Source organism: Pectobacterium versatile (assembly GCF_003932035.1).
In the GTDB taxonomy this organism is placed as follows: Bacteria; Pseudomonadota; Gammaproteobacteria; order Enterobacterales; family Enterobacteriaceae; genus Pectobacterium; species Pectobacterium versatile.
The window spans coordinates 4,336,997-4,358,414 of record NZ_CP034276.1; the positions used below are offsets into that span (position 1 = coordinate 4,336,997).

The window sequence follows — 21,418 nt, forward strand, 5'->3', positions numbered from 1 at the left end:
AATCCGTTGTCTTTATCGAATCAATAAGTAATACCTAACGTAGCGTAAAATCAGGGATACGCTATCTCCAAGTTCTCCTCACCGATCCTGACCGTCTTGAAGCGTGGTGTAACAGCCTCGACCTTGCCGTCTTTAATCAGTTCAATCAGCTGCTCCGTGCCCACCGAGCCAAATAATCTGGCTGCAATCTGCCACTGCCCTTTTTCATCACGGGCGAGGATCTTGCCACCTCCACCCCAACCCGCTCTGGGGAAGATGAGCACTTCGTTACGGCCATCACCGGTCAAATCAATCGCGAAGAGCAGACAAGCTGCTTCTCTACATCGATTGCCTAGATTGTCGCCCTGCAACATGCTTTCTATCCCGTCCTCCAACGGACCAACCCATTCAACCTGAACAGGACGTACTTTTGCAGGGCGTCCCTGCAACCGATCGAGCAGTACCTGACGCGCGGTAGCGTCCAGTATTCGGTCTTGCTTCAATTCTTCAGCCAGCCAGGTAAACTGCTGCCTACCCGCTGTTCCTAAGTCATCGCGCAGCGCCCACAGGTCAAACTTATCAACCAGCGTTTTCCCGCTAAGCAGGCGCTGAACCTGATTTCTCGCACTAAATGCCTCTGGGTTTAATAACGGCGTATGCAGCAATATCACCAGAACACAGATGACGGCAGCGAGCAGCGGATTGCTCGTCCGCAAATGTCCCAGCCAGACGCCAGAACGACGAATGACGGCCCATACCATCGCCACGCTGTAAAGCATCGCGATCGCCACGACGAAGATCGACTGAAAGCGGAAAGGCGTCAGGCCATATTGTTCGATGCGCAGCCAGCTGGAATAGCCAGCTAATCCAACCAAAATCGGCAGGCACAGCACACTGGCGCTAACCAGCACGCGTAGCGCCGTCGGATAAGTGCGGCCCTCGTTATCATCCTGAGACGCACAGTTAATCAAAAATAAGTTCACGCCCATCAGGCATAGCAGAATGACGGTAGAACGGCCGGTATTCCATATCGGTTCCAGGCCGCTAAAAGGCAGCGTCAAGGTGAACACCACCGTGATCAGTGCACTAAACGGCAGCAGGAAACGGCAGGCCGACAGCAGAATTCCACGCAGCAGTCCGACTACCGCTTCTTTGGTCATTCCGATATACATGCCGATAGAAAACACCACCGGCAAGAGCAGCATATAGAAGCGGTAATGGCTGAATACTTTACTCACCTGCCGGAATCCCAACATGTTGAACAGCATGCCGCACAGCACGAGCAGCAACACGACCACCAAAACTAATAGCCAGGCTAATAGCACAGTAAAAATATTGATCCAGGCGTGTTTACAGAGTGAGTCATAGGACGGCCATCGCCCTTCACGGTCTGGCCAACTGCAAATGAACGTACAGCAGATATAACCGAGGAGGATGCCACATAGCACCCAGGAATCCAGCAACCGGAATAATCCACTTTCGGAGAGAACCCAGCCACTGATTGCCGTCATCAGCACAGTCAGCGCGCTGGCCAACAGCCACGTCTTTTTCACAAAGAGAGTGCGTTCCAGCAGTTGCAGGCTGATGCCGCCAACCGTCGCCATCGTTATCAACATTGCCTGAAGAACGCCTTCTTCCATTTCCAGCGCGGCAACAAGTAGCAGCCCCTGAAGCAGACCAATAGCCAGATAAAACTTTAACGATGGAGAATGGGCGGACATGGCAAATCCTTTTATCGACGTACATCACATGTCGGGCGGTGGTGTAGAAACTTTTTCACCACTCGAATGATGTGGGGTAGCAAGATGAGAATAGTACGAGCAGTCTACAAGCAAACGTTTCAGGTATCACGCTTCGGTGACAAGTTTGCAACACCCTGTTTTTCCGTAATAACACCACGAGACAGTACGCTAAAATTTAACGCATTCAGAATAGCCACATCAAAAAATTAGCAATAAATATAATTCAATGGAAATAATATTAAAATAAAACATCACTGGAATTAAATAATAACAAGCTCAGTAAAATAGCGTCCTGAATATATCAATACGGCCATAAACCTATTTCAACATAACCACAAAGAATTAAAGTTATTTAATTCAATTGCCGATTTTATACTAATACCCATATCGCGGTTTGTCTGAGTCTTATGGCTACAGCGCGCAGACGCTGTATTCCGCCCTATGGTATGAGTAAGGATAAAAGACTGTAGCCTCAGATGAAAATACATGGAGTTTTTCAAGTGAATACAAAGAAAGTATTGTTATCGTCTATTGTTGCAACAGCACTGTTAGCGTCAGCTGCCGCCAATGCAGGCCCGAAATTCAATGTAACATTTAAGAATTTAGGGTCGGCCTCCGCTCCAGCTGCAATATTCTCACCGACGACAACCGCAGAAGTCTTCTCACAAGCGAACGCATCCCCGACACCAATGGCTTCCGTCTTAGCTGGACAATCAAATGCTTATACGATCTCCAGCCCATACAATGACGTGAGTTCAATGCACGTTCGCTACAAGATTGGAACTAAAGTCTGTCAATTTGATATGACCTATACTGTAAAATACGTTCTGGGGAATAAAATCCCACAGTGGACGAAGAGTACAACGCCAAGCAACGGTGCTCGATGCGATCTGCGAGTCACTTATGCCAGTGTCACAACTTATGATTCAGATGTTGAAATCACCATGAGATAGAACCACTCAGGTGAAGCATTTACATGAGTAAATTGGATAAGCCACCTTTTAGCGTGGCTTATCCTTCAGATATCAGCCTGCTACCTGGAAACCTGAAGATGATTAATTTAAATAACCTTCCCGCCACCAAAAGCATTGATGTTAGAGACACGGCAAAAACAAACTCATCTGCGGTAACAGGCAACACGTCGAACAAAACGACGTCATCCGTATCCTCAAATGAATCAACAACAAAAGATAAAAGCAGCGTATCGTCGCTTGCACGACAGTTGAGTGATGCCGCAACACGCGCAGAAGCAAGGGATAGCAGCAATAGCCGTGGAAAACTGGCGTCATATGCACATTCAGTCATTGAGGAACTGGCTGGTAGCCGCTATGAAAGCCGCCGAAAAGCGCTAGCTGAAGAATTACCGGATACTGACGACCCGCAATTACTTGCTCGCGCAAAGCAAGCTAATGACTTCGCTAACGGTCATGGCTCAAACCCCTTTAAAGGACTCTCCCGCGATCAGCTCTCACTCATTATTTACGATGATAGCAATACTTTTACCGTCAACGAGCGCAGAGCAGCACTGCATGAATCAAATGAAATAGAAAGCGCCTGGAGCCATCGAGTCGTAGCGCAAAGCAAGCAAGAATGGAATCGAGGGGAATTTAAACAAACCGAGTTCTTCAAACTTGTTCTGGAACACTATGAAGGCTTGCCGTTAATCGAACAGGTACAGGCTCCCGCCAACTATGAATCTCGACTCAAACATCTAATCGAAATGGATTACAACTTTGTGACCGGCGAGCCAGGGAAAAATGCGAACCCGCTGAACAATCTGTTCGACCTGCTTTTACCACGTAATATCCCAATGGGGAGCAATACCCCCCCTGCGGGAAAGGCTGAATAAGCAAAATCAATTGTCCTACGGTCGCTAATTTTCGAGGCGGGTGTTCAGGGGAAATAAACGGCAAGCATGTGCTAACGCCCCTAACACCCACTTCTGCGTCAAAAAATAGAAACCGACACACTCACCATTATCGTTTCTAGTATCAGACACATACACATGCTTAAGCTGATAATTACGGAACCTGTACTTCACCCGCCTCCAGCCCGGAGATTTCTACGCCCTGCGCCACCGTTTTCCCTAACGTCACGTTAATTTTCTTTGACGGTGTGTCAGCAGTCGGACGGTAAACCACATAGGCATGACCATTCTCATCAGTCTGCACAGCCTGTGCAGGCACCGCGATACCGTGCTCATTACGATAGACAATAATAGCCAGCCGTGCGCTCATCCCCAGTCGAATATTTTGCCTTAAATCCGCCAACGGCGTATCAAGTGACACCACCACATCATAATAAGCGCCGCTGCCTAACATCTCAGCAGCATCGGCCTGCATATCAATCGAAGCAACCTTTCCTGTCAGGGTCTGTCCGGCAAACCCATCCCCGGTCACGTTAACCACCATCCCCTCTTGCAGTTGATGCAGATCAGTCTCTTCTACCCGAGTCGCCACCTGAAAACGGTCCTGAGCAATGACGCCAAACAACGGCGATCCCTGGCTGACCAGCAAACCAGGTTGGATGACTACAGGTTTGCTGTTATCAGGCGTAGCCGGGCGCACCACAAAACCGCTAAACGGAGCCTTGACGGTCTGTCGTTCAACCTGAGTAGCCAGCATCTGATAGCGTACCTGTGCGTTGGTCAACTCCATCTCCGCAATCTTACGATCTTCACCGTTCCCACGCGCCAGCACCGTTCGCAACTCCTCTTGTGCGGCGCTCAGGTCCTGCTCCTGCGAACGAATTTGCTGCTTTAACGTATCAACCTCCATACGCGCGACGATGCCACGTTCGAACAGCGCCTGTGTATCCCGAAGATTGGCTTGCGTATTGCTAAAAGTAGACCGAGCTGAGCTTACCGCACGCCGCGCACGTGATACCTCAGCACTTTGCTCCCACTGTCTGAGCGATTGTACCTCGCGCTGCGTCTTGAGTACTTCGGCCTGCGCCTGACGTAGCTGAATCTCAATTTGCTCGGGATCCAGTATCAGTAACGTTTGCCCTTGTTCGACTCGTTGTCCCTCACGCACCAATACCTCGCGGATAATGCCTTCAAAAGGAGCCGCCAGCGTTGTCTGCTTCGCGGCCTGAATGCGTCCAACCAACCCTAATTGATTCTCCAATAATTGAGGTTGGACAGGTAACCATTGCCCCTGAGGCGCGCTTTCCTGTTCATTCGCGCGCCCTGCCAGCAGGCAAGTGAGCATGCCTAGCGCCACAATCAACAGCAATACAATAAGGTGACGCCGGCGCAGTTGAGACCAAAAGTGATGCCTAATCATTGAGTGCGATATCCCAGCTTTGTAATGTGGTGCCCAGCGTCTCATCCAGTTCAGCTTGCGCATTGAGGTAGCCGATCAGAGCATTAAGACGGGCATTTTCTGCGTTGCGTAAATCGTTCTCGAAGCTCAGTACCTGAAAGTTACTGGAACGCCCAACCGTGAGCTTTTCTCGTTCAATTTCCAACTTTCGGCGCGACAAATCGCGTGCACGCTGGGAGATCTCGAACTGCCGCCAGCGCGTACCGATATCACGCACCGCATTGGCGACATCGCGTTCAAGTTGCTGCCTGACTTCATCCAGTTGAATGTGCTGGTTACGCACATTGACTCTCGCTTGTACCTCCGCCTGGCGGGTACTCAGATCGCCGATAGGGATCTCCACCTGCACGCCAACATAATTCTCCCAAGTTCGTGAGGTACTGCTCTGGGCTGCGCGGTCGCGCACCTGACTCGCGCCCCCGATTAGCGAGACATCCCACAGGCGATCGTTACGTGCCACCGCCAGACCGAGTGCAGCCTGCTCGTTAGCGATGAGCTGGGCGAGATAAGCCGGTCGGGAGGCTTCGGCCTGTTTCAATGCCTGTGCGGCGTTGACATCAACGCGCTGTGCCTGCATCGATTCCGTTGCCACAATCAGCGTATTTAAATCCAGCGCCAGAAGTTGCAACAGCGCAAGGCGCGCGGTATCCAGCTGGTTTCTGGCTTCCTCATGCGCCAGTTCCTGCGTGGCAACTTCAGCTTCGGTTTGCACAATTTCAAATTCAGCCATGCGCCCTGCGGCAATCATCGCACGGTTGACCTCAACCAATTGACGCGCACGAGCCAGCGCATCACGAGCGATTTGCAGTTGTTCCTGCGAGCGCAGCAGCTCCCGATAGGCGGAGATAATCTGGGTAATCGTCTGTGAAACGGTGGATTTCAGCGTCAGACGATTTAACTGCTCAGTCAACTGCGCAATATGAACGGGCGCGGTGGTGATCTCTTTACCGGCACCGCGAAGCAAAGGCTGAATCACTGTGATGTTCGCTCCATCATTACGTGACAGCCCCGCACTATCAGCCTGCGTGTGGCGGTAGGTCCAGCCCAGGCTAAAACGGGTGCCATAAGGCGTGAGCAGTGTCGACGTCGGCGTTAGATTGCCCTGCCGATAACGATCGCTTTGATTACGATTGGAAAGGTAGCTGCCCGTTAGCGACAGTTTGGGAGTAAAACGATCCTCCGCAACACGAAGATCAAATTTCTGCGCGATACGATCCAGATAGGCGCTACGGATCGCGCGATTGTCGCGCAATCCAAGATAAATAGCATCGCTCAGCGTGAGATCGATAGTTTGTGCATTCAGCGATGTGCTGACTGTCGCCTGCCCCTGTCGCGTCGCCTGAGAAGGAGTCAAATCCATTTCTGCATACCCTTGATGGGCAGAAAACAAAATCAGTAAACACAGGATAGATTTACGCATCGCGTAGCGCCTGTACGGGTTCGAGCCGAGCCGCAGTCATTGCTGGGTTAAGTCCAAAAAACAGACCAATCGCCAATGAACTGCCAATGCCAAGGGGAAGTGACAATCCGGAAAGTGAAAAGGCTGACCAGTCTGAAAAAAAGACAAACAGCCACGCCGCCACAACGCCACACACCGCCCCGATCAGAGCTCCACAGGCGGACAGCACGACGGCCTCCAGCAAAAACAGCCCCGCAATATCGCGCGGTCGTGCACCCAGCGCCATACGAACACCAATTTCACGACGGCGCTCAGACACATTCATCACCATGACATTCATCACTCCTACCCCACCTACCAGCAGGGAAATCCCTCCCAAACCCGCCAGCAGCCATGAAAACATTCGGGACTGCTGCGCCATTCCCTCCAGTAGCAGCTGTGGGATTTGCACACCGATATCAAACTTCGGCATCAGGGGGGACAAATAATCCTTTAACTGCGCTCCCGTTTGCATCAGCGTGTCACTGTTGCCATTACGCGCAATCACACTGACGATCTGCGGTGTTGGCATGACACGGCGCATACCTGAGATAGGCATCAGAATAGAATCATCAACTGAGATGGGAACCAGAGGGTTGTGTCCCTGTGGCTGAAGGATTCCCACAATCTCAAACAAGTATCCACTCACCTGCACGCGCTCACCTAAAGCAGCTACGCCACCCTGCGATGCCCACTGTTCCGCAACATTCGCCCCCAACACGATGTAAGTACTTTGCTCATCGAAATCACTCAGGTAGCGGCCTTGCGCAAGCTTCAGCTCTAATACGTCCGACAATTCCGCTCTGCTCCCCACCACCATAGTGCTGAGCGAACGGCCGCGCAGCCGCGCCTCGGTGGAGGTAACAATTAACGGGGTTGCCGCCTCGATATCAGGCAGATTTTTTCGCAAAACAGTGATATCCAGGTCAGCAGGAGCCGAACCGGTAGCATGGTTGCCCGCCCGATTCTGAACGGTGGCAACCAACAGATCGCTACCCATTCCTCTGAATACCCCCATGGCTTCGGCTTCCGCATTGTGGCCAACGTTAAGCAAAGCAACAACGGAGCCGCATCCCACGGCGATCCCCAGTAGGGCCAGAACAGCACGCCGTCCCAGAAGAATAAGACTGTTCAACGGCTCAAGCAGGCGCTGTTGCAGTGAAGGGCCATAGTGGTATCGGCGCACCTGACGATCTTTCACCCGTGAACGAGAATCAGACATGGTTTACCTCATGGATTCGGCCATCCTGCACATGAATGCGCCGAGCCATACGGCAGGCCATGCTTTCGTCATGCGTCACCATCACGAGCGTCGTCCCCTGCTCGCGGTTCAATGCCAGCAATAGCGTGATGATGTCATCAGCCGTTTGGCTGTCGAGGTTTCCAGTCGGTTCATCCGCTAGCAAAAGTGCGGGTTCACCAACCAGCGCACGCGCAATTGCCACCCTCTGACGTTGGCCGCCAGACAGATCGGCTGGCCGATGGTGGGTTCGCTCGGCAAGACCAACGCGCGCTAACTGTACTTGCGCGGCTTGTCGGGCAGCCTGCCGCGAGACGCCACGATAGGTCAAGGGAAGCGCAACGTTATCCAACGCATCCAGACGCGGCAGTAAATTAAAACTCTGGAAGACGAAACCAATGACTTGATTACGCACGATGGCACGATCATCAGCACTCGCCTGAGACATATCTTGCCCAGCGATCAATAAACGGCCAGATACAGGCTGATCGAGCAAACCGATGATATTGAGCAAGGTACTTTTGCCGGAACCCGATGCGCCCACGATCGCACAACTTTGCCCGGCAGGAATGGACAGTGAAATATCGTGCAGCACCGATTGAGAGGAAGCACCGGTACTGTAGAGGTGTGAAATACCTTGTAAACAGATCAGATCCGTTACTCTTTCATTAGACATCCTTGCCTCTTTACTGATCCCCGAAAGCATCACAGTAGTCGAATTATCCTACTGTTTGTGCTTTAGGAAAAGCCGCCCAAGGCACTTTCTCCATCGTTGGTAGATTGCTCATGAATTTTCGATGAAGGAATCTATCCTCATATAGGCTTATGCCCAAATTCATACTCACGTTACTGCAAAAGATTCTGCCACCAGCGTCGAATACTTGTCTCGCTGGTTTCAGCGGCACGTAAGATATCGATAATGGAATGAGAGCCTTCGACAAGGCGTTGAACAGGTTCACCATTAACCATCTCAAACCCATTTTTTCGCCCAGTATCTGTAATGATGAAAACACCATCTACAGAACGTACATCCGGTTCTTCGACAGAAAGCACAACTTCATTGGAAGTTTCGATAACAAAGTTATCCTTCCTCTCATGTGTATAAGTAGAAAATTTCGCATCAATAGATTGGCCCGCTTCAACGGTTCCCGAACCAAATTTATTGACCACCTGTTCAAGAAACGAAAAATCTGTCCGGTGATTGAATGAAAAACCGGGATCGAGCTGATAACGCAGAAATCCCTGATCCAAACTCGTAGATGATATACCTTGCCCCGTTAGAATTCGCGTGGCAATCGCATCGTCGGAATCAGTGAAATGAAAACGTTGCGCATGCCCGTTCACATCGTACATGCCCCCAGAGTTTACATTCGCCATCACACCACCGAACATACGATAACTCCCTAGATCGCTGGCAAGATCATCAACATAGCTCAAATCTACGCCCTGTTGTTGTGCTTGAGAATAGAGTTCGGAGAGCACCTCACGATCACTACGGGTAAGAAAATGGCTGGAAGGCAAAGACATGGTGGCCTGTGTCAATTGCGTTTGCACTGATGGCTCTGAATTCGAATCGCCAAACAATCGGGACAGCATAATCGCTTTACCGCTGAGTGTAATTTGCCCAGAGGTTGAGGAGGCTTGGCCTTGCGCACTTTCCACTTGTGAAGCCGGTGATATTTTTGATTTTTTAATAGTATTTTCTGAATTCGTCGTCTGAGTATAAGCCGTTGCCGCCGTACTGACTTTCATGGTGTATATCTCTTTGTATTTTGGCCGAAATTAAGTGGCAATAGCAGCACTATCGCCACAGACGAATGCGAGCAGAAGCTCAGTAGCTATAATCCCACGTCACACTTTCTTTACGAGAAGGCCGAACATTATCACCAGGACGGCCAGTAACCTCATGCCGAATTTGTAGACCCACGCCAGTATCAAAACGTAGATCATTGAACTGTGTGGTCGTGCCAGACGAGCCACTTGGTACTGTAATACATCTTGTCGGCAGACTTTGATAAGGTTGTAAGTAGCATAATTGAACAGAATCCGTAAGAGACTGAGGATAAGCAGCTACCTCATATCTTACTTGTGTCAACGTCTTGGGCTTGTTAAGCGTACCTGGAGTGAAATTTCCTGAATTAGCGAAAAACCCATTCAGCCCTGATAACCCCTCGCCAGTTGAGAGAATAAAAATGATTTTTGCCGACTCTGATTTCGTAATGCTGCCAGTAGCGGCTTGTGCAGGGAAAGTAATAGCAGCAGCAATAATAAGCGAAGGCAGAGAAAGTAATTTTTGTTTCATGAACCATCCATTGATTAGCTTTTTACGTTACTCATTATATCTAAAAATAATTTTTAGATATAAGACCCGAAACAAATAAACGGCATAATTAAAAAAAACCTTAGGAAAAAATAACTTTCAATACCGAATAACATTAATCACGCTTATTATTAATAAGCTAATTAAATTAACATATTACTGATACTAATAAAAAGTGGCTATGGCTATATCTTATTGTTAAATTTAGTTTATTTAGTCGATAACAGTGATAAACGCCATACCAACATATCAGTACAATAAGAGAAGTAACTATATTCGTAGAGCCAGTATATTTTTATCTATATACCTATTATCAGGTAGGTAGCCGCTTCATTTCGGCGCGGAAATCTCGAACGTTTGATGAAGATAAACAAAGCATTATAAGCAATAAAAGACAGATATGAGATTGGGAGGGAGAGTATGAAGACGATAAAAAATTTTGGAGCGGGAAACGAGACTCGAACTCGCGACCCCGACCTTGGCAAGGTCGTGCTCTACCAACTGAGCTATTCCCGCAGAGAATCGGATTTATTATCTTTTACTTTCAGCAAAAAGTGCCGAAACCAAAATCCATTAAATCCTGCCAAATCACATGTAACACAATGAATTTAATCACTATTTACTGACTAAGTAATTCGACGGTCAGCATTATGTACCAATCAACTTAACGTGGCAAGCCCTTTTCACTAAAAACCTTACCCCCAGCTTCAACCAGCTATGCGCGGTGGTGGCAGAGCCATGAGGCCACCTACAACAAGGCCGCCCGAGGTTAAGGCGGCCTGATCTTTCATTGGCTTGTGAGTATCAGGATTTTACGCTTTTCAGCAAAGTTTGCTTACAGATGTGCCCAAATGTGACGTGAGTAGAGTTGTTACCCCCCACACCAACACCGCTTTGATCTGGGACTTCAATACGCCATGCGCCCACATCGTAAGTTGTTCTCCACGTATTAATATAGCCCTGACTGTAGTCCTGGAACTGTGTCGTGTAATCAGCATAACAGTTATCCAATTTCACAGACCCAGAAGCCTTGCCGTTCGCATCAGTGATTATTCCGTGGGCATTGGCAGCATTAAACTCTAACTCACCGTTGTTTTCTCGTTGGTCGAGTATAAGAATCGCCACGATGTTTGGAATACCCGCTCCGGTGGAATCCTCCATCGTCACTCCCCAGGTAACATCCCGATAGGCTTGCGTGGTCATAAAACCAAAAGCTGTCGGTGCAGCATTTGGGATACGCAGGACGGTACTTTCCCCCGTAACAGAGTGGCTAAATCGGACAATTTTGGAGCCCAACGTTAACTTATATTTCTGAGACACTGTCGGTAATTTTGATGGATTAGGCAACACTCTCACCAAAATATTCTCATTAGGCTGAGATGGAATGATCGTAATTTCCTGTCCGGTATTACGGGTTGTCCAGGTAGTACCGCCATCAGAGGAAGACGCCAGTAACCAGTTGTTATTTGTTCCACTCGTCACGCCATTTAAGCGAAGTAAAACATGCTGACCACGAGTTGCGGTAAATACGTAGTAATCCGCATCGGAATCACTATCAGAGTTGCCTTCAATGTCCCTCAGATTATCGGATAAAGGATATGCCAGAGAAGGAATATCATTTAACTCATAGGCATCAACATTTGTATTAACGATAGCGCCAAAATTAAAACCGGAGCCATCTGCCGTATTGGCCTCCATAAACCAGTAATAGTGCCCCGGTGGAGTTAAATCCAACGTAGCTTCATCAGCATTCCCTGCTTGGTTTGAATAATTAATTGCCGTCACATTATTCTGGCCATCGTCCCGCATCAAACTAAGAGCAATATCGGTTTCAGGGCTCATGCCTACAACGAAAGCGGTTGTTTTAGAACGCTGAGTGATCTCAAAGTGATAGCAGGCGCTACCTCCGCTTTGCAGTCCATCCAGCGTATAGATTGAGTTTACTGCAAGGGTTGGACACAGCGGGGTGAATGAACTGTCATTGGCCAGAGCCTGACTGCTTGATAACGACTTTTTTTGTGCGCTGTTTGCATCAGCCTTCGCAGCTGGTGCATTGGGAGTAATAACGACAACTCCCTCATTTTCAGCTTTGTGGAATTTATAATTACTTGCGGCATGTGCTTGTATACTATTGGGAGCATCAAATACAGAAACCGTGCCTTTCTTTTGTAGTTTCCCAATATCCTTCACTTCGACAGAAACGCTGGTTTCAGCGATCGCTGAACCCATGCAGAATGCCAATCCGGCAGCCGCAAGATATACATTTAAACGATGGTATTTCATCCCAATATTTCCTTATCTTTGAGTATTCTCAAATAGAATGCAGACTTATTATTTAATATTTAACAAATACTGAACGTTAAGCGGAGGTAGTATTACACCGACACGACGTATAATCTCAATAAGATCTTACAAAAATATTTAAAATGAAATGTTTTAAATGAGCGAATTAAAATTATTATCAAATACAATTAATTCACTCATTAATTATTTAATAAATAATTATTTAATACTCGCGACTAAAATCCACCTCGCCACGCAGCGTATTATCAGCCTGGAAACGAGCAAGATTCTCCAGGAATAATCGTCCCATCAGTCCAGGCACCATCGGCCCAGCAATGTGTGCCGTCAACGTCAGGTTCGGCGTTTTCCAGAACGGATGGCTGTACGGCAACGGCTCTTGCCTGAATACATCCAGCACTGCTCCCGCAATCTGCGCATCACATAGCGCCGCCCGTAAATCATCATCCACCACGGCACTCCCGCGACCGACATTGATAAACAGCGCCGAAGGCTTCATGGCGGCAAACAGACTTGCATCATAGATATCGGTGGTTGCCGAGGTGTCCGGCAGAAGGTTGATCACATAATCGGCCTCCGGTACCGCAGCGGGTAACTCCGCTAAGCTCATGATCCGTTTAAAATCAGGCCTCTGTCTTGGCGTACTGACAATGCCGTATAGCTCAACGCCAAAAGGCCGTAAAAAACCAGCAACCTCGCAGCCGATCTCTCCCGCACCGACAATCAGCACCTTTTTGTCCGCCAGCGATCCCGGTAAACGGTGATCCCAGCGCCGCTCTTCCTGACTGATTTGCCGCTCCCCTAGACGCAATTCATGCCTGAGCATATAGGCAATCACATATTCGGCTATCGGCTGACCAAACACGCCAACGGCGCGGCTTAAGCGGTAATCTCGCGGTAGCCCCTCGGCCAACAGTGGTTTGAACCCTGCCCAGGTAGACTGTAGCCACTGTGGTTTGGCTCCCTGAGCCAGCAATGCGGCGGCGGTATCAGGCTCACCCAGCCAAATCGGGCAGTTCGCGGCCTGCTCTGCCGTACCGTTTGAGAGCACCAGCTCAAGCTCCGGCGCAGCATGATGTAAGACAGAGCCAATCTCATCGGCACGCGAGTCCAGCAGCAGAATAGCGGTCATAAGCACGTTCCTTAATAGGGTAAAGCACCTTCGGCCTCACCCTAATTATTGTCGTCATTGCGTTTAGGATTAGGCAGAAGCCTGAATAAGCGACGTCAATAACGCGCCGCGCTTCGCTTCCGACTTTTTCACCAACGCCGCGAGTTTCTTGGTATTGTCCCAGATGAGATACAAAATATGTTCTATCACAGCAGGTTCTCGCATCCGAACTTCGTCGACCAGTTGTTCGAACAGCGCGTCATCTTCTAGCGCAGGCAGCATATTCAGCTTTAGCCTTTCCGTCGCATGGCTCAGGCAAGCAACCAAAGTCGCCACGTTCTGTGCCGTCACACCATGCTTATCGAAAAATGCACGAATGAAGGCATCTTGTACCGATTGATGTTCGTCATCCACGCTTTCCATATATTCTTTTACGAGTGGGAAATACCCAGCATCGGTCAGACCCAGCCCGAATACCGCATAGCTTCCCGGCATGCAGCACTTTTCGCCTTCCGAATCCGCGTACCATTCAAATTCCTCAATCGCGGTACGCGCATAATCCTCAAGAAGCGGATAGTTCGATGCATATTGCAACGCGTTAGCAAAAAAGCGGTGGGTATCCGATTTTGCCAGCCCCTTGATGGGAAGATACTGTCGCGCCGACGATTTCAGAACGATCTTGTAGCTCTTTGGAAAACCGAGCGTCAGTAAGCGCGTAATGAAAAGCAGCGCCTGCTCATACGCTTCGGCGCTTTCCTTACGAATACGTACCGTGATGGTCGAAAACACATCATTCGCCACGCATTCGACCGATTCGTTCTTCAGGTTAATCTGCGCGTTCTCAAACGCACCACTTCCCTCTTCCATGATGCTTAGCGCACGCGGATAGCCCAACTGCTTCGCGATATCCAGATATTCCAGCGCCTGAGACTTACTGTAGGAAGGCTCATAACGCAGAATCATGATGGCCGCATAGAGGACTAATTCAACGGGATGAAGCGTTTGTGAATCCTGCACATCCAGTGCGATGCCAGGTTTGAGGGTATAACTATCCGGCTCAAAAAAATGCTCAGGCTGGGACACATCGCAGTAGCGCAACAAAAACTGCTGATCAACCCACGTTCTTAACACGCGGGTAATCGTGCGTCGATGCTCAGACAATTCGGCACTCCCTGCGTTTCGCTGCTGAATCTGCTCAAGCAGAGTCATGATCCAACGGATATCCAGCGAGGGAAAGAGATGCACATCAAGCAAATGACGAACCAGAAAGAACGTTTGTAACGGTTCTGTCGGCGCAGTGCCATGAGTAAGATACTGCTCGATATAGGCGTGAATAAACTCAAGTAGCCGCTGTTTTTTCACGTCGTTAGTGAACGTAAACAGCGTAATCAGCAGCCGGCCTTCGGTTGCTGGGAAGATGGCGCGAAAGCAAAACCGATAGTCAATCACCGCAGTCTCTGCCAGTTTCTCAACACGCTGCGCGATAGCCTGAGTCAACACAGGAACGAGATTTTCCTGTATCTGCGCGACGCTCAATGCCCCTTTTCTGCTACCGATCGATAGCCCATCAGCATCACGCTTCGACTTAGCGGATATCGACGTCCGCCCGGGCGCATAATCCAGTATCACATCGTTATGGATGCCCGCCTGCAGCGTTGTTCGCAATACGACCTTATCGACATCGACTCTTTTCTCCAGCGCATCAAACCATTCGCTGATTATCGCCAGCATTTCATCCTGCATAGGTCGTTCGTGTGGTAGTGATACCCCAGCTTCGTTTGAATGCCTATCCGTCATTTTTCTCTTTTTCCTTATTATTTATCGCAGATGAAACGTTGCCCCAAAACACGGTATTGATGAGATTTACCAACCGCCAAAAAGGTAGCACGAAAGCACTATTTTTTGCCTTTCTCGTCATTCCGTAGCAGTGAAATGTAGCGAACATAGCAGGAGGGCGAAATCAGGATAAATGCTTATCTTAAACTGTCTTTTCGCTGTGATAGAGAAGGAAAATCAACGCATTGGCATAAAGACATGACGATAAATAGTACCGCATTCACGCGTCGTTGGTGACAGGAAATTACGATGGTGTGGTTTTTCTCATGATGCAGAGAAGGCGTGATAAATCATGTCATGACAGCCCCACAGCACGGGGAAATCCGTGCTGTGGGAACAGGCCAATCAGGCGTTCAGCGTGGCGTTATCAATGACGAAGCGGTATTTCACATCGCCTTTAAGCATCCGCTCGTAGGCCTCATTGATCTCGTCGGCGCGAATAAGCTCAATATCGGAAACAATCCCGTGCTCGGCACAGAAATCCAGCATTTCCTGCGTTTCAGGAATGCCACCGATCATCGATCCCGCCACCGTACGGCGTTTCATGATCAGATTGAACACGTTCGGAGAAGGATGCGGTGACGCAGGCGCACCGACCAGCGTTAGCGCGCCATCGCGCTTCAGCAGAACCAGAAACGCATCCAGATCGTGCGGCGCAGCAACGGTATTCAGGATTAAATCGAAACTGCCCGCGTGCGCTGCCATTTCTTCTGCGTTACGAGACACCACGACTTCATTTGCCCCCAGCGCCTTCGCATCTTCACGTTTGGATTCAGACGTGGTGAACGCCACAACATAAGCGCCCATGGCATGCGCCAGTTTGATCCCCATGTGACCAAGCCCGCCGATACCCACAACGCCGACCTTCTTACCCGGCCCAGCATTCCAGTGGCGCAGCGGGGAATAGGTGGTAATCCCTGCACACAGCAGCGGTGCGACCGCAGCCAGTTCCGCCTCTGAATGACGAACGCGCAGCACATAGCGCTCATGCACGACGATCTGCTGGGAGTAGCCGCCAAGCGTCCAGCCGGGTTCATCCGCAGACGGGCCGTTATACGTGCCGACCATGCCATCACAGTAGTTTTCTAAGCCATCATCACATTCTTCGCAGTGTCGACAGCTGTCCACGATGCAGCCAATACCGACCAGATCGCCCGCCTTAAAGGCGGAGACATGTGCCCCTACCGCAGATACCCGTCCGACGATTTCATGGCCGGGCACGCAGGGAAACTGTGTTCCTGCCCATTCCGCACGTACCTGATGCAGGTCCGAGTGGCAGATACCACAGTACGCAATCTCAATCTGGACATCGTGGGCTCCCGGCGCACGACGGACGATCTGCAACGGTTCAAGAGGTTTATCGCCCGCATGGGCCCCATACGCATGTACAAGCATGGCTATTTCCTTTTCTGTTGAGAAACCGATCATGTTGAGAATCGATCATGTTAAGAAATCGACTATTTTCCTAAATCCCTCAGCAGACAGGTATAGCATTCCGATGGTTTTCTTGCCCGATCCGATGAATCTCACCTCATCAGAGGGTAATTTTGGTCAATGCCAGAGACGCGCCTAATGCAATCAGGGCAACACCGATACCTTTATCGACCAAATGTTGACGATCGATCAGTCGGCGACGCATGGCCGGTGCAGCAAAAAACAGCGCAACAAGACTGAACCAGACCCAGTGCGCCACCGACATGAATAACCCATAGCCAAAATTATGGCTCATTGGGCTACCGGGCTGCACGACCTGAGTATACGTAGCGACGACAAACAGCATGGTTTTTGGGTTAAGTGCATTGGTGAGAAAACCCATGCGAAACGCAGCAAGCGATGACGGCGCATTACCGGACGCTTCTTCTAATTTTATTTTTGTCTTATTGGTTAATGACTTATACCCCAGATAAATCAGATATGACGCTCCCAGAATTTTCATCGCCATAAATATCATCGGAGAGTTAACAATGAATACCGCGATGCCAAAAACGGTATACATCACATGGATCTGGACGCCGCAGGCAATGCCAAACGCGCTGAGTAAACCGGCACGCGAACCAAAGGCATAGCTGTTGCGGGTCACCATAGCAAAATCAGGCCCCGGACTGATCACCGCCAAAATAGTGATCGTCGCGACAGCAATTAACTCATTCATTAACGTTTTCCTTGTTCGGCAAGCTATCGCTTTCACGATGATTTTGCACAGATGGGTAACAAACAGGCTAAAAGAGGAATGCAAAAATCACTGACGCAATACGACTAGCAAAGGTACGGCCCTCACGATATTTCCTCACGATTTAGGCTATTAGGCCTTATTCACCTGAAGTGAAGTGTGATTATTCAGCGTTTGCATGTGGCAAAAAAGCGATTTATCTTGGTATAAATCTGTCAAATTTCATCGTGTATATGAAAATTCCCTCGTTAGCCTCTTTTCGCTTCTTTGAAGCGGCCGCACAAACCGGTAGCTTTGTTAAAGCCGCCGAGTCCCTGCATGTCACGCATGGTGCCGTCAGCAGGCAGATCAGATTGCTGGAAGAGGCGCTGGGGGTTGAGCTATTTGAACGACGCAACCGCGCGATCTTTTTAAACGCAGCGGGCCGTTCTTTGCATACGGTCACGCAGTCCGTTTTTGAACAGCTTGAAGGCGCGGTTTATCGGCTACAGCAAAGTGCACAGGATGACGTGCTGACACTGTCATGCGAGCCCACGATTGCCATGAAATGGCTGATTCCGCGGCTACCGGCTTTTAATCAGGCGCATCCCGATATCAAACTTCATCTGGTGGCTGCGGGCGGGCCGATTGATTTTGTGCGTAGCGGCGTTGACCTCGCGCTGCGGCGTGACGATTTTCACTGGGATCCGCAAACGCATGCGGTAAAGGTGTGTGACGAATGGATGGGGCCAGTAAGCCGTGACAAAACCGAGCGCAAAAACAGTTTGGAAGGGATGCGTTTGCTCTATACCGGAACGCGACCGAAAGCGTGGGCAACCTGGCAGCGGCAGACACATGTGTCACTCAAAGGCAGCACCAGAGCGGACTATGAGCACTTTTATCTGTGCATTCAGGCCGCCGTTTCGGGATTAGGCATCGCAATGGCGTCTTTCCTGATGGTGCAGGACGAGATTGCAAACGGGCAACTGCATGCACCGTATGGATTTGCGCGGGAAGGTTCTGCTTATTATTTGTTATCGCCTATCCCCCTTGAGCAAAATGAAAAATATGTACGATTTCATACCTGGCTGATGCAGGAAATTTCCACCGGCCTTTCAGGGGTCGAGAATGCTTGTTAAACCCACACTGGAAGTACAATGACAGCACATTCCCGTGAATCAAACTTCACAACACTGAACATGATTATCGCCGCCTCACTCGTGGGATTGGTGACAGGGTACACGCTACCGCTGATCAGCCTGAAGCTGGCCGAGCACGGGCACAGCACGGCGACGCTCGGTATTCTGGCGGCCCTTCCGGCGGCGGGGATGATGCTCTCCTCATTCGTTACGCCGTGGCTCAGCCGTCACCTGCACGCTAGCCATCTGTTATCCGGCAGCCTGATTATTCTGGCAGCCTCAACCGTTGCCTCATTCCTGCTGTCACACCCTATCTCGCTCATTTTACCGCGCCTGTTAACCGGGCTGGCCTCGGGGGTTTTGGTGGTGCTGGGAGAAACGTGGGTTACCAGTCGGGCTTCAGACAAACACAAAGCGACGCTGACGGGGCTGTATGCTTCCGTTTTCACAGGGTGCCAACTGATAGGGCCGCTGCTTATTGCCGCTGGTGAGTCGATGCAAACCTATGCGCTATGGCTGATTTGCGCAATATCCGGCGCGTGTGCGTTCATGCTGAGGAACTGCGCCAGTATGGCTCAGGCAGATGAATCGTCTTCAGCGTCTTATCGGGATCTTATCCCTTTTCTCCCGGCAATCGCCTCTGGCGTGCTCTGCTTCTCCTTCTTCGATGCCAGTATCCTTTCACTCTTTCCGCTTTACGGCATGGAACAGGGCTTAGACGAAAAATCTGCGATCTTACTGGTCACACTCATTTTTCTGGGCGATGCCGTATTTCAGACGCCGATTGGCTGGCTGGCAGACAAATGCGGCATCATCAAAATCCATATCAGCTGCGGCATCCTGTTCTGTGTGATGCTGGTATTGATCACCTTCTCATTTTCCTCCCCTGCACTTCTGGTTCCCGTCTGTATCGTACTGGGCGCAGCGGCAGGCGGACTTTACACGCTGTCTCTGGTGCGGGCAGGTCAGAAATTTGCTGGTCAGCGGCTAATTGTGATGAATTCACTTCTGGGGCTGGTGTGGTCTGCGGGCAGTATCAGCGGGCCGCTGTTCTCCGGTGCAGCCATCACGTTTTACGGTTACGACGGTCTCATCGCCATCTTGCTGCTAACCGGCGTGCTGTTTGTTGGCATACAGGGCGTATTAAGAAAAGAGAACGTATCGCGTTCGCTGGGTGAAGAGTGAATGTAGGCATCAGGCTCACCAAGCCAGCTACGGCTTGGTAAACCTGAAATAGATACAGCAGATGGGCTGCTTATGCGGCCATTTCGCGTTTGAATACCTCCAGCGTGTGCGCCTTGACGCGAATAAACTCAGGATCGCTCATCGCCTCCGCACCACGTGGACGCGCTAAATCAAACGGAACAATCTCCGACACCGTCGTTGGCCGACGCGTCAACAGCAGGATTTCATCCGCCAGAAACACCGCATCTTCTAAATCATGTGACACGATGACCATCGTCACGCCGGTCGCCAACTGAACCTCTTGCAGCTTGTCGCGGATGAACAGCGTCATTTCAAAATCCAGCGCGGAGAACGGTTCATCCAAAAACATCACCTCTGGCCCCGTCGCCAGCGCCCGCATGATACAGACCGTCTGCTGCTGTCCACCTGAAAGCTCATACGGATAACGCTGAAGATCGAAGCGAATATCAAACATCGCAATCAGTTCATCCATCCGTGCCTGAACGTCTTGCTTGCGCATTCCGCTGCGCACCAGCGGATAAGCAATATTCTTCCAGGCGCTCATCCAGGGAAAAAGCGCATCACGATAGTTTTGAAACACATACCCAATCTTGGTTTCTGACAGCGTTTTGCCATCAAACAAGATATCGCCACTATCAACGGGAATCAGCCCGGCAATCATGTTCATCAGCGTCGATTTACCACAGCCATTCGGCCCGAAAATAGACACGATCTTGCCACGCGGTAAATCCAGATTCAGATCGGTATAGAGCGGCTGACCCGCAAACGACTTGTTCAAGCCGCGAATGGTGACGTGGGTGTTCGGTGCCGGATAAGGCGGCAACGCGGTATCCGGTTTTTCCACTTGTGCGATACGAGGTGTCATCATGCTTTGCCACTCCAGTGAACAATTCGTTTTTCTACCACCAAAAACAATACGTTAAGCAGATACCCCAGTGCGCCCGTAATCAGGATAGAGGCATACATATCCCGAATGTTGAACACCTGCTGCGCATCAATGATGCGGTGCCCCAACCCCGTTTCCGAACCAATAAACATCTCCGCGACAATCACGATCACCAACGCCATCGACACACCGGTGCGCAGGCCGACAAAGGTTTGCGCCAGACTTTCCAGCAGCATAATGTCTTTAAAAATATGCCAGCGGGAAATCCCCATGACCTGCGCCGCCATCAGACGGGTTTTCTTTGCATTCATCACGCCATAGGCGCTGTTGAACAGAATCACCAGCACGGCTGCAAAAGCCGAAATGGCAATCTTATTCGCGTCGGTTATGCCAAAAATCAGCAAAAACAACGGAATCAGCGCCGATGACGGCGTAGAACGAAAGAAGTCGATCAAGAATTCCAGACTGCGGTAGATCTTTTCGTTGCTACCTAAAATGACGCCGAGTGGCACGCCAATCAGTGCAGCAAAACCAAACGCCACAAGCGTACGGTATAGCGTCGCGCCGATATCGGTACGCATGCTGGCATCCGCGAAAGACTGGAACATATAGCCCAGCGTCTCAACGGGCGAGGGTAATAAAATGGGGTTCAGCCATTTCGCGCTGACGGCCAATTGCCAAAAGAGAAACAGCAGAATCGGGCCGACAGCGGGTAATAATTTAGACGTCCAATGCTGGCGCATAA

Annotated in this window: 18 protein-coding genes and 1 tRNA gene; 4 read left to right on the top strand and 15 right to left on the bottom strand. The window is 50.0% G+C overall.

Translation table 11 applies throughout. The features are described from left to right. Positions 1 to 50 precede the first annotated feature (50 nt). Positions 51 to 1,700, bottom strand: a complete 1,650-nt coding sequence (locus EIP93_RS19600) for a DUF4153 domain-containing protein (protein ID WP_116586463.1) — start codon at positions 1,698 to 1,700, stop codon at positions 51 to 53. A 521-nt stretch (positions 1,701 to 2,221) separates the two neighbouring features. Here EIP93_RS19600 and EIP93_RS19605 point away from each other — a divergent pair. After that, entirely contained in the window at positions 2,222 to 2,674 is a 453-nt protein-coding gene (locus tag EIP93_RS19605) for a hypothetical protein (RefSeq protein WP_103861990.1), read from the top strand. Between the two features lie 98 nt (positions 2,675 to 2,772). After that, the gene (locus tag EIP93_RS19610; protein ID WP_125233365.1) at positions 2,773 to 3,570 is read left to right on the top strand and encodes a hypothetical protein; all 798 of its coding nucleotides are present in this window, start codon (positions 2,773 to 2,775) and stop codon (positions 3,568 to 3,570) included. Positions 3,571 to 3,742: 172 nt separating this feature from the next. Here EIP93_RS19610 and EIP93_RS19615 read toward each other — a convergent pair whose 3' ends face one another. The 12 genes from EIP93_RS19615 to EIP93_RS19670 all read right to left on the bottom strand — a co-directional run bounded on the left by EIP93_RS19615 (position 3,743) and on the right by EIP93_RS19670 (position 17,445). Further along, positions 3,743 to 5,008: an efflux RND transporter periplasmic adaptor subunit gene (locus EIP93_RS19615; RefSeq protein ID WP_109225556.1), complete on the bottom strand. Its 1,266-nt coding sequence runs from the start codon at positions 5,006 to 5,008 to the stop codon at positions 3,743 to 3,745. Beyond that, positions 5,001 to 6,467 carry a TolC family protein gene (locus tag EIP93_RS19620; protein ID WP_125233153.1) on the bottom strand — a complete coding sequence of 489 codons (1,467 nt, stop codon included), beginning with the start codon at positions 6,465 to 6,467 and terminating at the stop codon, positions 5,001 to 5,003. Before EIP93_RS19620 ends, EIP93_RS19615 begins: the two co-directional genes overlap by 8 nt. Further along, positions 6,460 to 7,707 carry an ABC transporter permease gene (locus EIP93_RS19625; RefSeq protein WP_125233154.1) on the bottom strand — a complete coding sequence of 416 codons (1,248 nt, stop codon included), beginning with the start codon at positions 7,705 to 7,707 and terminating at the stop codon, positions 6,460 to 6,462. Before EIP93_RS19625 ends, EIP93_RS19620 begins: the two co-directional genes overlap by 8 nt. Then, the gene (locus EIP93_RS19630; RefSeq protein ID WP_125233155.1) at positions 7,700 to 8,401 is read right to left on the bottom strand and encodes an ABC transporter ATP-binding protein; all 702 of its coding nucleotides are present in this window, start codon (positions 8,399 to 8,401) and stop codon (positions 7,700 to 7,702) included. Before EIP93_RS19630 ends, EIP93_RS19625 begins: the two co-directional genes overlap by 8 nt. 170 nt (positions 8,402 to 8,571) lie before the next feature. Then, on the bottom strand, positions 8,572 to 9,477 hold the full coding sequence (locus EIP93_RS19635; protein WP_125233156.1) for a hypothetical protein: 906 nt from the start codon (positions 9,475 to 9,477) through the stop codon (positions 8,572 to 8,574). 79 nt (positions 9,478 to 9,556) lie between these two features. Then, positions 9,557 to 10,027, bottom strand: coding sequence for a hypothetical protein (locus EIP93_RS19640; protein ID WP_125233157.1), 471 nt, complete (start codon positions 10,025 to 10,027; stop codon positions 9,557 to 9,559). A 458-nt stretch (positions 10,028 to 10,485) separates the two neighbouring features. After that, a tRNA-Gly gene (locus EIP93_RS19645) sits at positions 10,486 to 10,561 on the bottom strand. Between the two features lie 288 nt (positions 10,562 to 10,849). Next, on the bottom strand, positions 10,850 to 12,328 hold the full coding sequence (locus EIP93_RS19650; RefSeq protein WP_125233158.1) for a hypothetical protein: 1,479 nt from the start codon (positions 12,326 to 12,328) through the stop codon (positions 10,850 to 10,852). A 223-nt stretch (positions 12,329 to 12,551) separates the two neighbouring features. After that, positions 12,552 to 13,478, bottom strand: a complete 927-nt coding sequence (locus EIP93_RS19655; protein WP_125233159.1) for a D-2-hydroxyacid dehydrogenase — start codon at positions 13,476 to 13,478, stop codon at positions 12,552 to 12,554. A gap of 69 nt (positions 13,479 to 13,547) precedes the next feature. Continuing rightward, the gene (locus tag EIP93_RS19660; RefSeq protein WP_103861953.1) at positions 13,548 to 15,254 is read right to left on the bottom strand and encodes a DUF6138 family protein; all 1,707 of its coding nucleotides are present in this window, start codon (positions 15,252 to 15,254) and stop codon (positions 13,548 to 13,550) included. A gap of 384 nt (positions 15,255 to 15,638) precedes the next feature. Continuing rightward, complete coding sequence (locus tag EIP93_RS19665; protein WP_103861954.1) at positions 15,639 to 16,688, bottom strand: NAD(P)-dependent alcohol dehydrogenase; 1,050 nt, start codon at positions 16,686 to 16,688, stop codon at positions 15,639 to 15,641. 139 nt (positions 16,689 to 16,827) lie between these two features. After that, entirely contained in the window at positions 16,828 to 17,445 is a 618-nt protein-coding gene (locus EIP93_RS19670; protein ID WP_125233160.1) for a LysE family translocator, read from the bottom strand. Positions 17,446 to 17,696: 251 nt separating this feature from the next. Between EIP93_RS19670 and EIP93_RS19675 the strand changes: the two genes are divergently transcribed. Together EIP93_RS19675 and EIP93_RS19680 are read left to right on the top strand one after the other, a co-directional pair. After that, entirely contained in the window at positions 17,697 to 18,581 is an 885-nt protein-coding gene (locus tag EIP93_RS19675; RefSeq protein WP_125233161.1) for a LysR substrate-binding domain-containing protein, read from the top strand. Positions 18,582 to 18,599: 18 nt separating this feature from the next. Further along, positions 18,600 to 19,766, top strand: coding sequence for an MFS transporter (locus EIP93_RS19680; RefSeq protein ID WP_125233162.1), 1,167 nt, complete (start codon positions 18,600 to 18,602; stop codon positions 19,764 to 19,766). Between the two features lie 70 nt (positions 19,767 to 19,836). Here EIP93_RS19680 and EIP93_RS19685 read toward each other — a convergent pair whose 3' ends face one another. Next, positions 19,837 to 20,655: an ABC transporter ATP-binding protein gene (locus EIP93_RS19685; protein WP_125233163.1), complete on the bottom strand. Its 819-nt coding sequence runs from the start codon at positions 20,653 to 20,655 to the stop codon at positions 19,837 to 19,839. Then, the gene (locus tag EIP93_RS19690; protein ID WP_095992971.1) at positions 20,652 to 21,416 is read right to left on the bottom strand and encodes an ABC transporter permease; all 765 of its coding nucleotides are present in this window, start codon (positions 21,414 to 21,416) and stop codon (positions 20,652 to 20,654) included. The genes EIP93_RS19685 and EIP93_RS19690 overlap by 4 nt, the downstream gene beginning before the upstream one ends. Positions 21,417 to 21,418 lie beyond the last annotated feature (2 nt).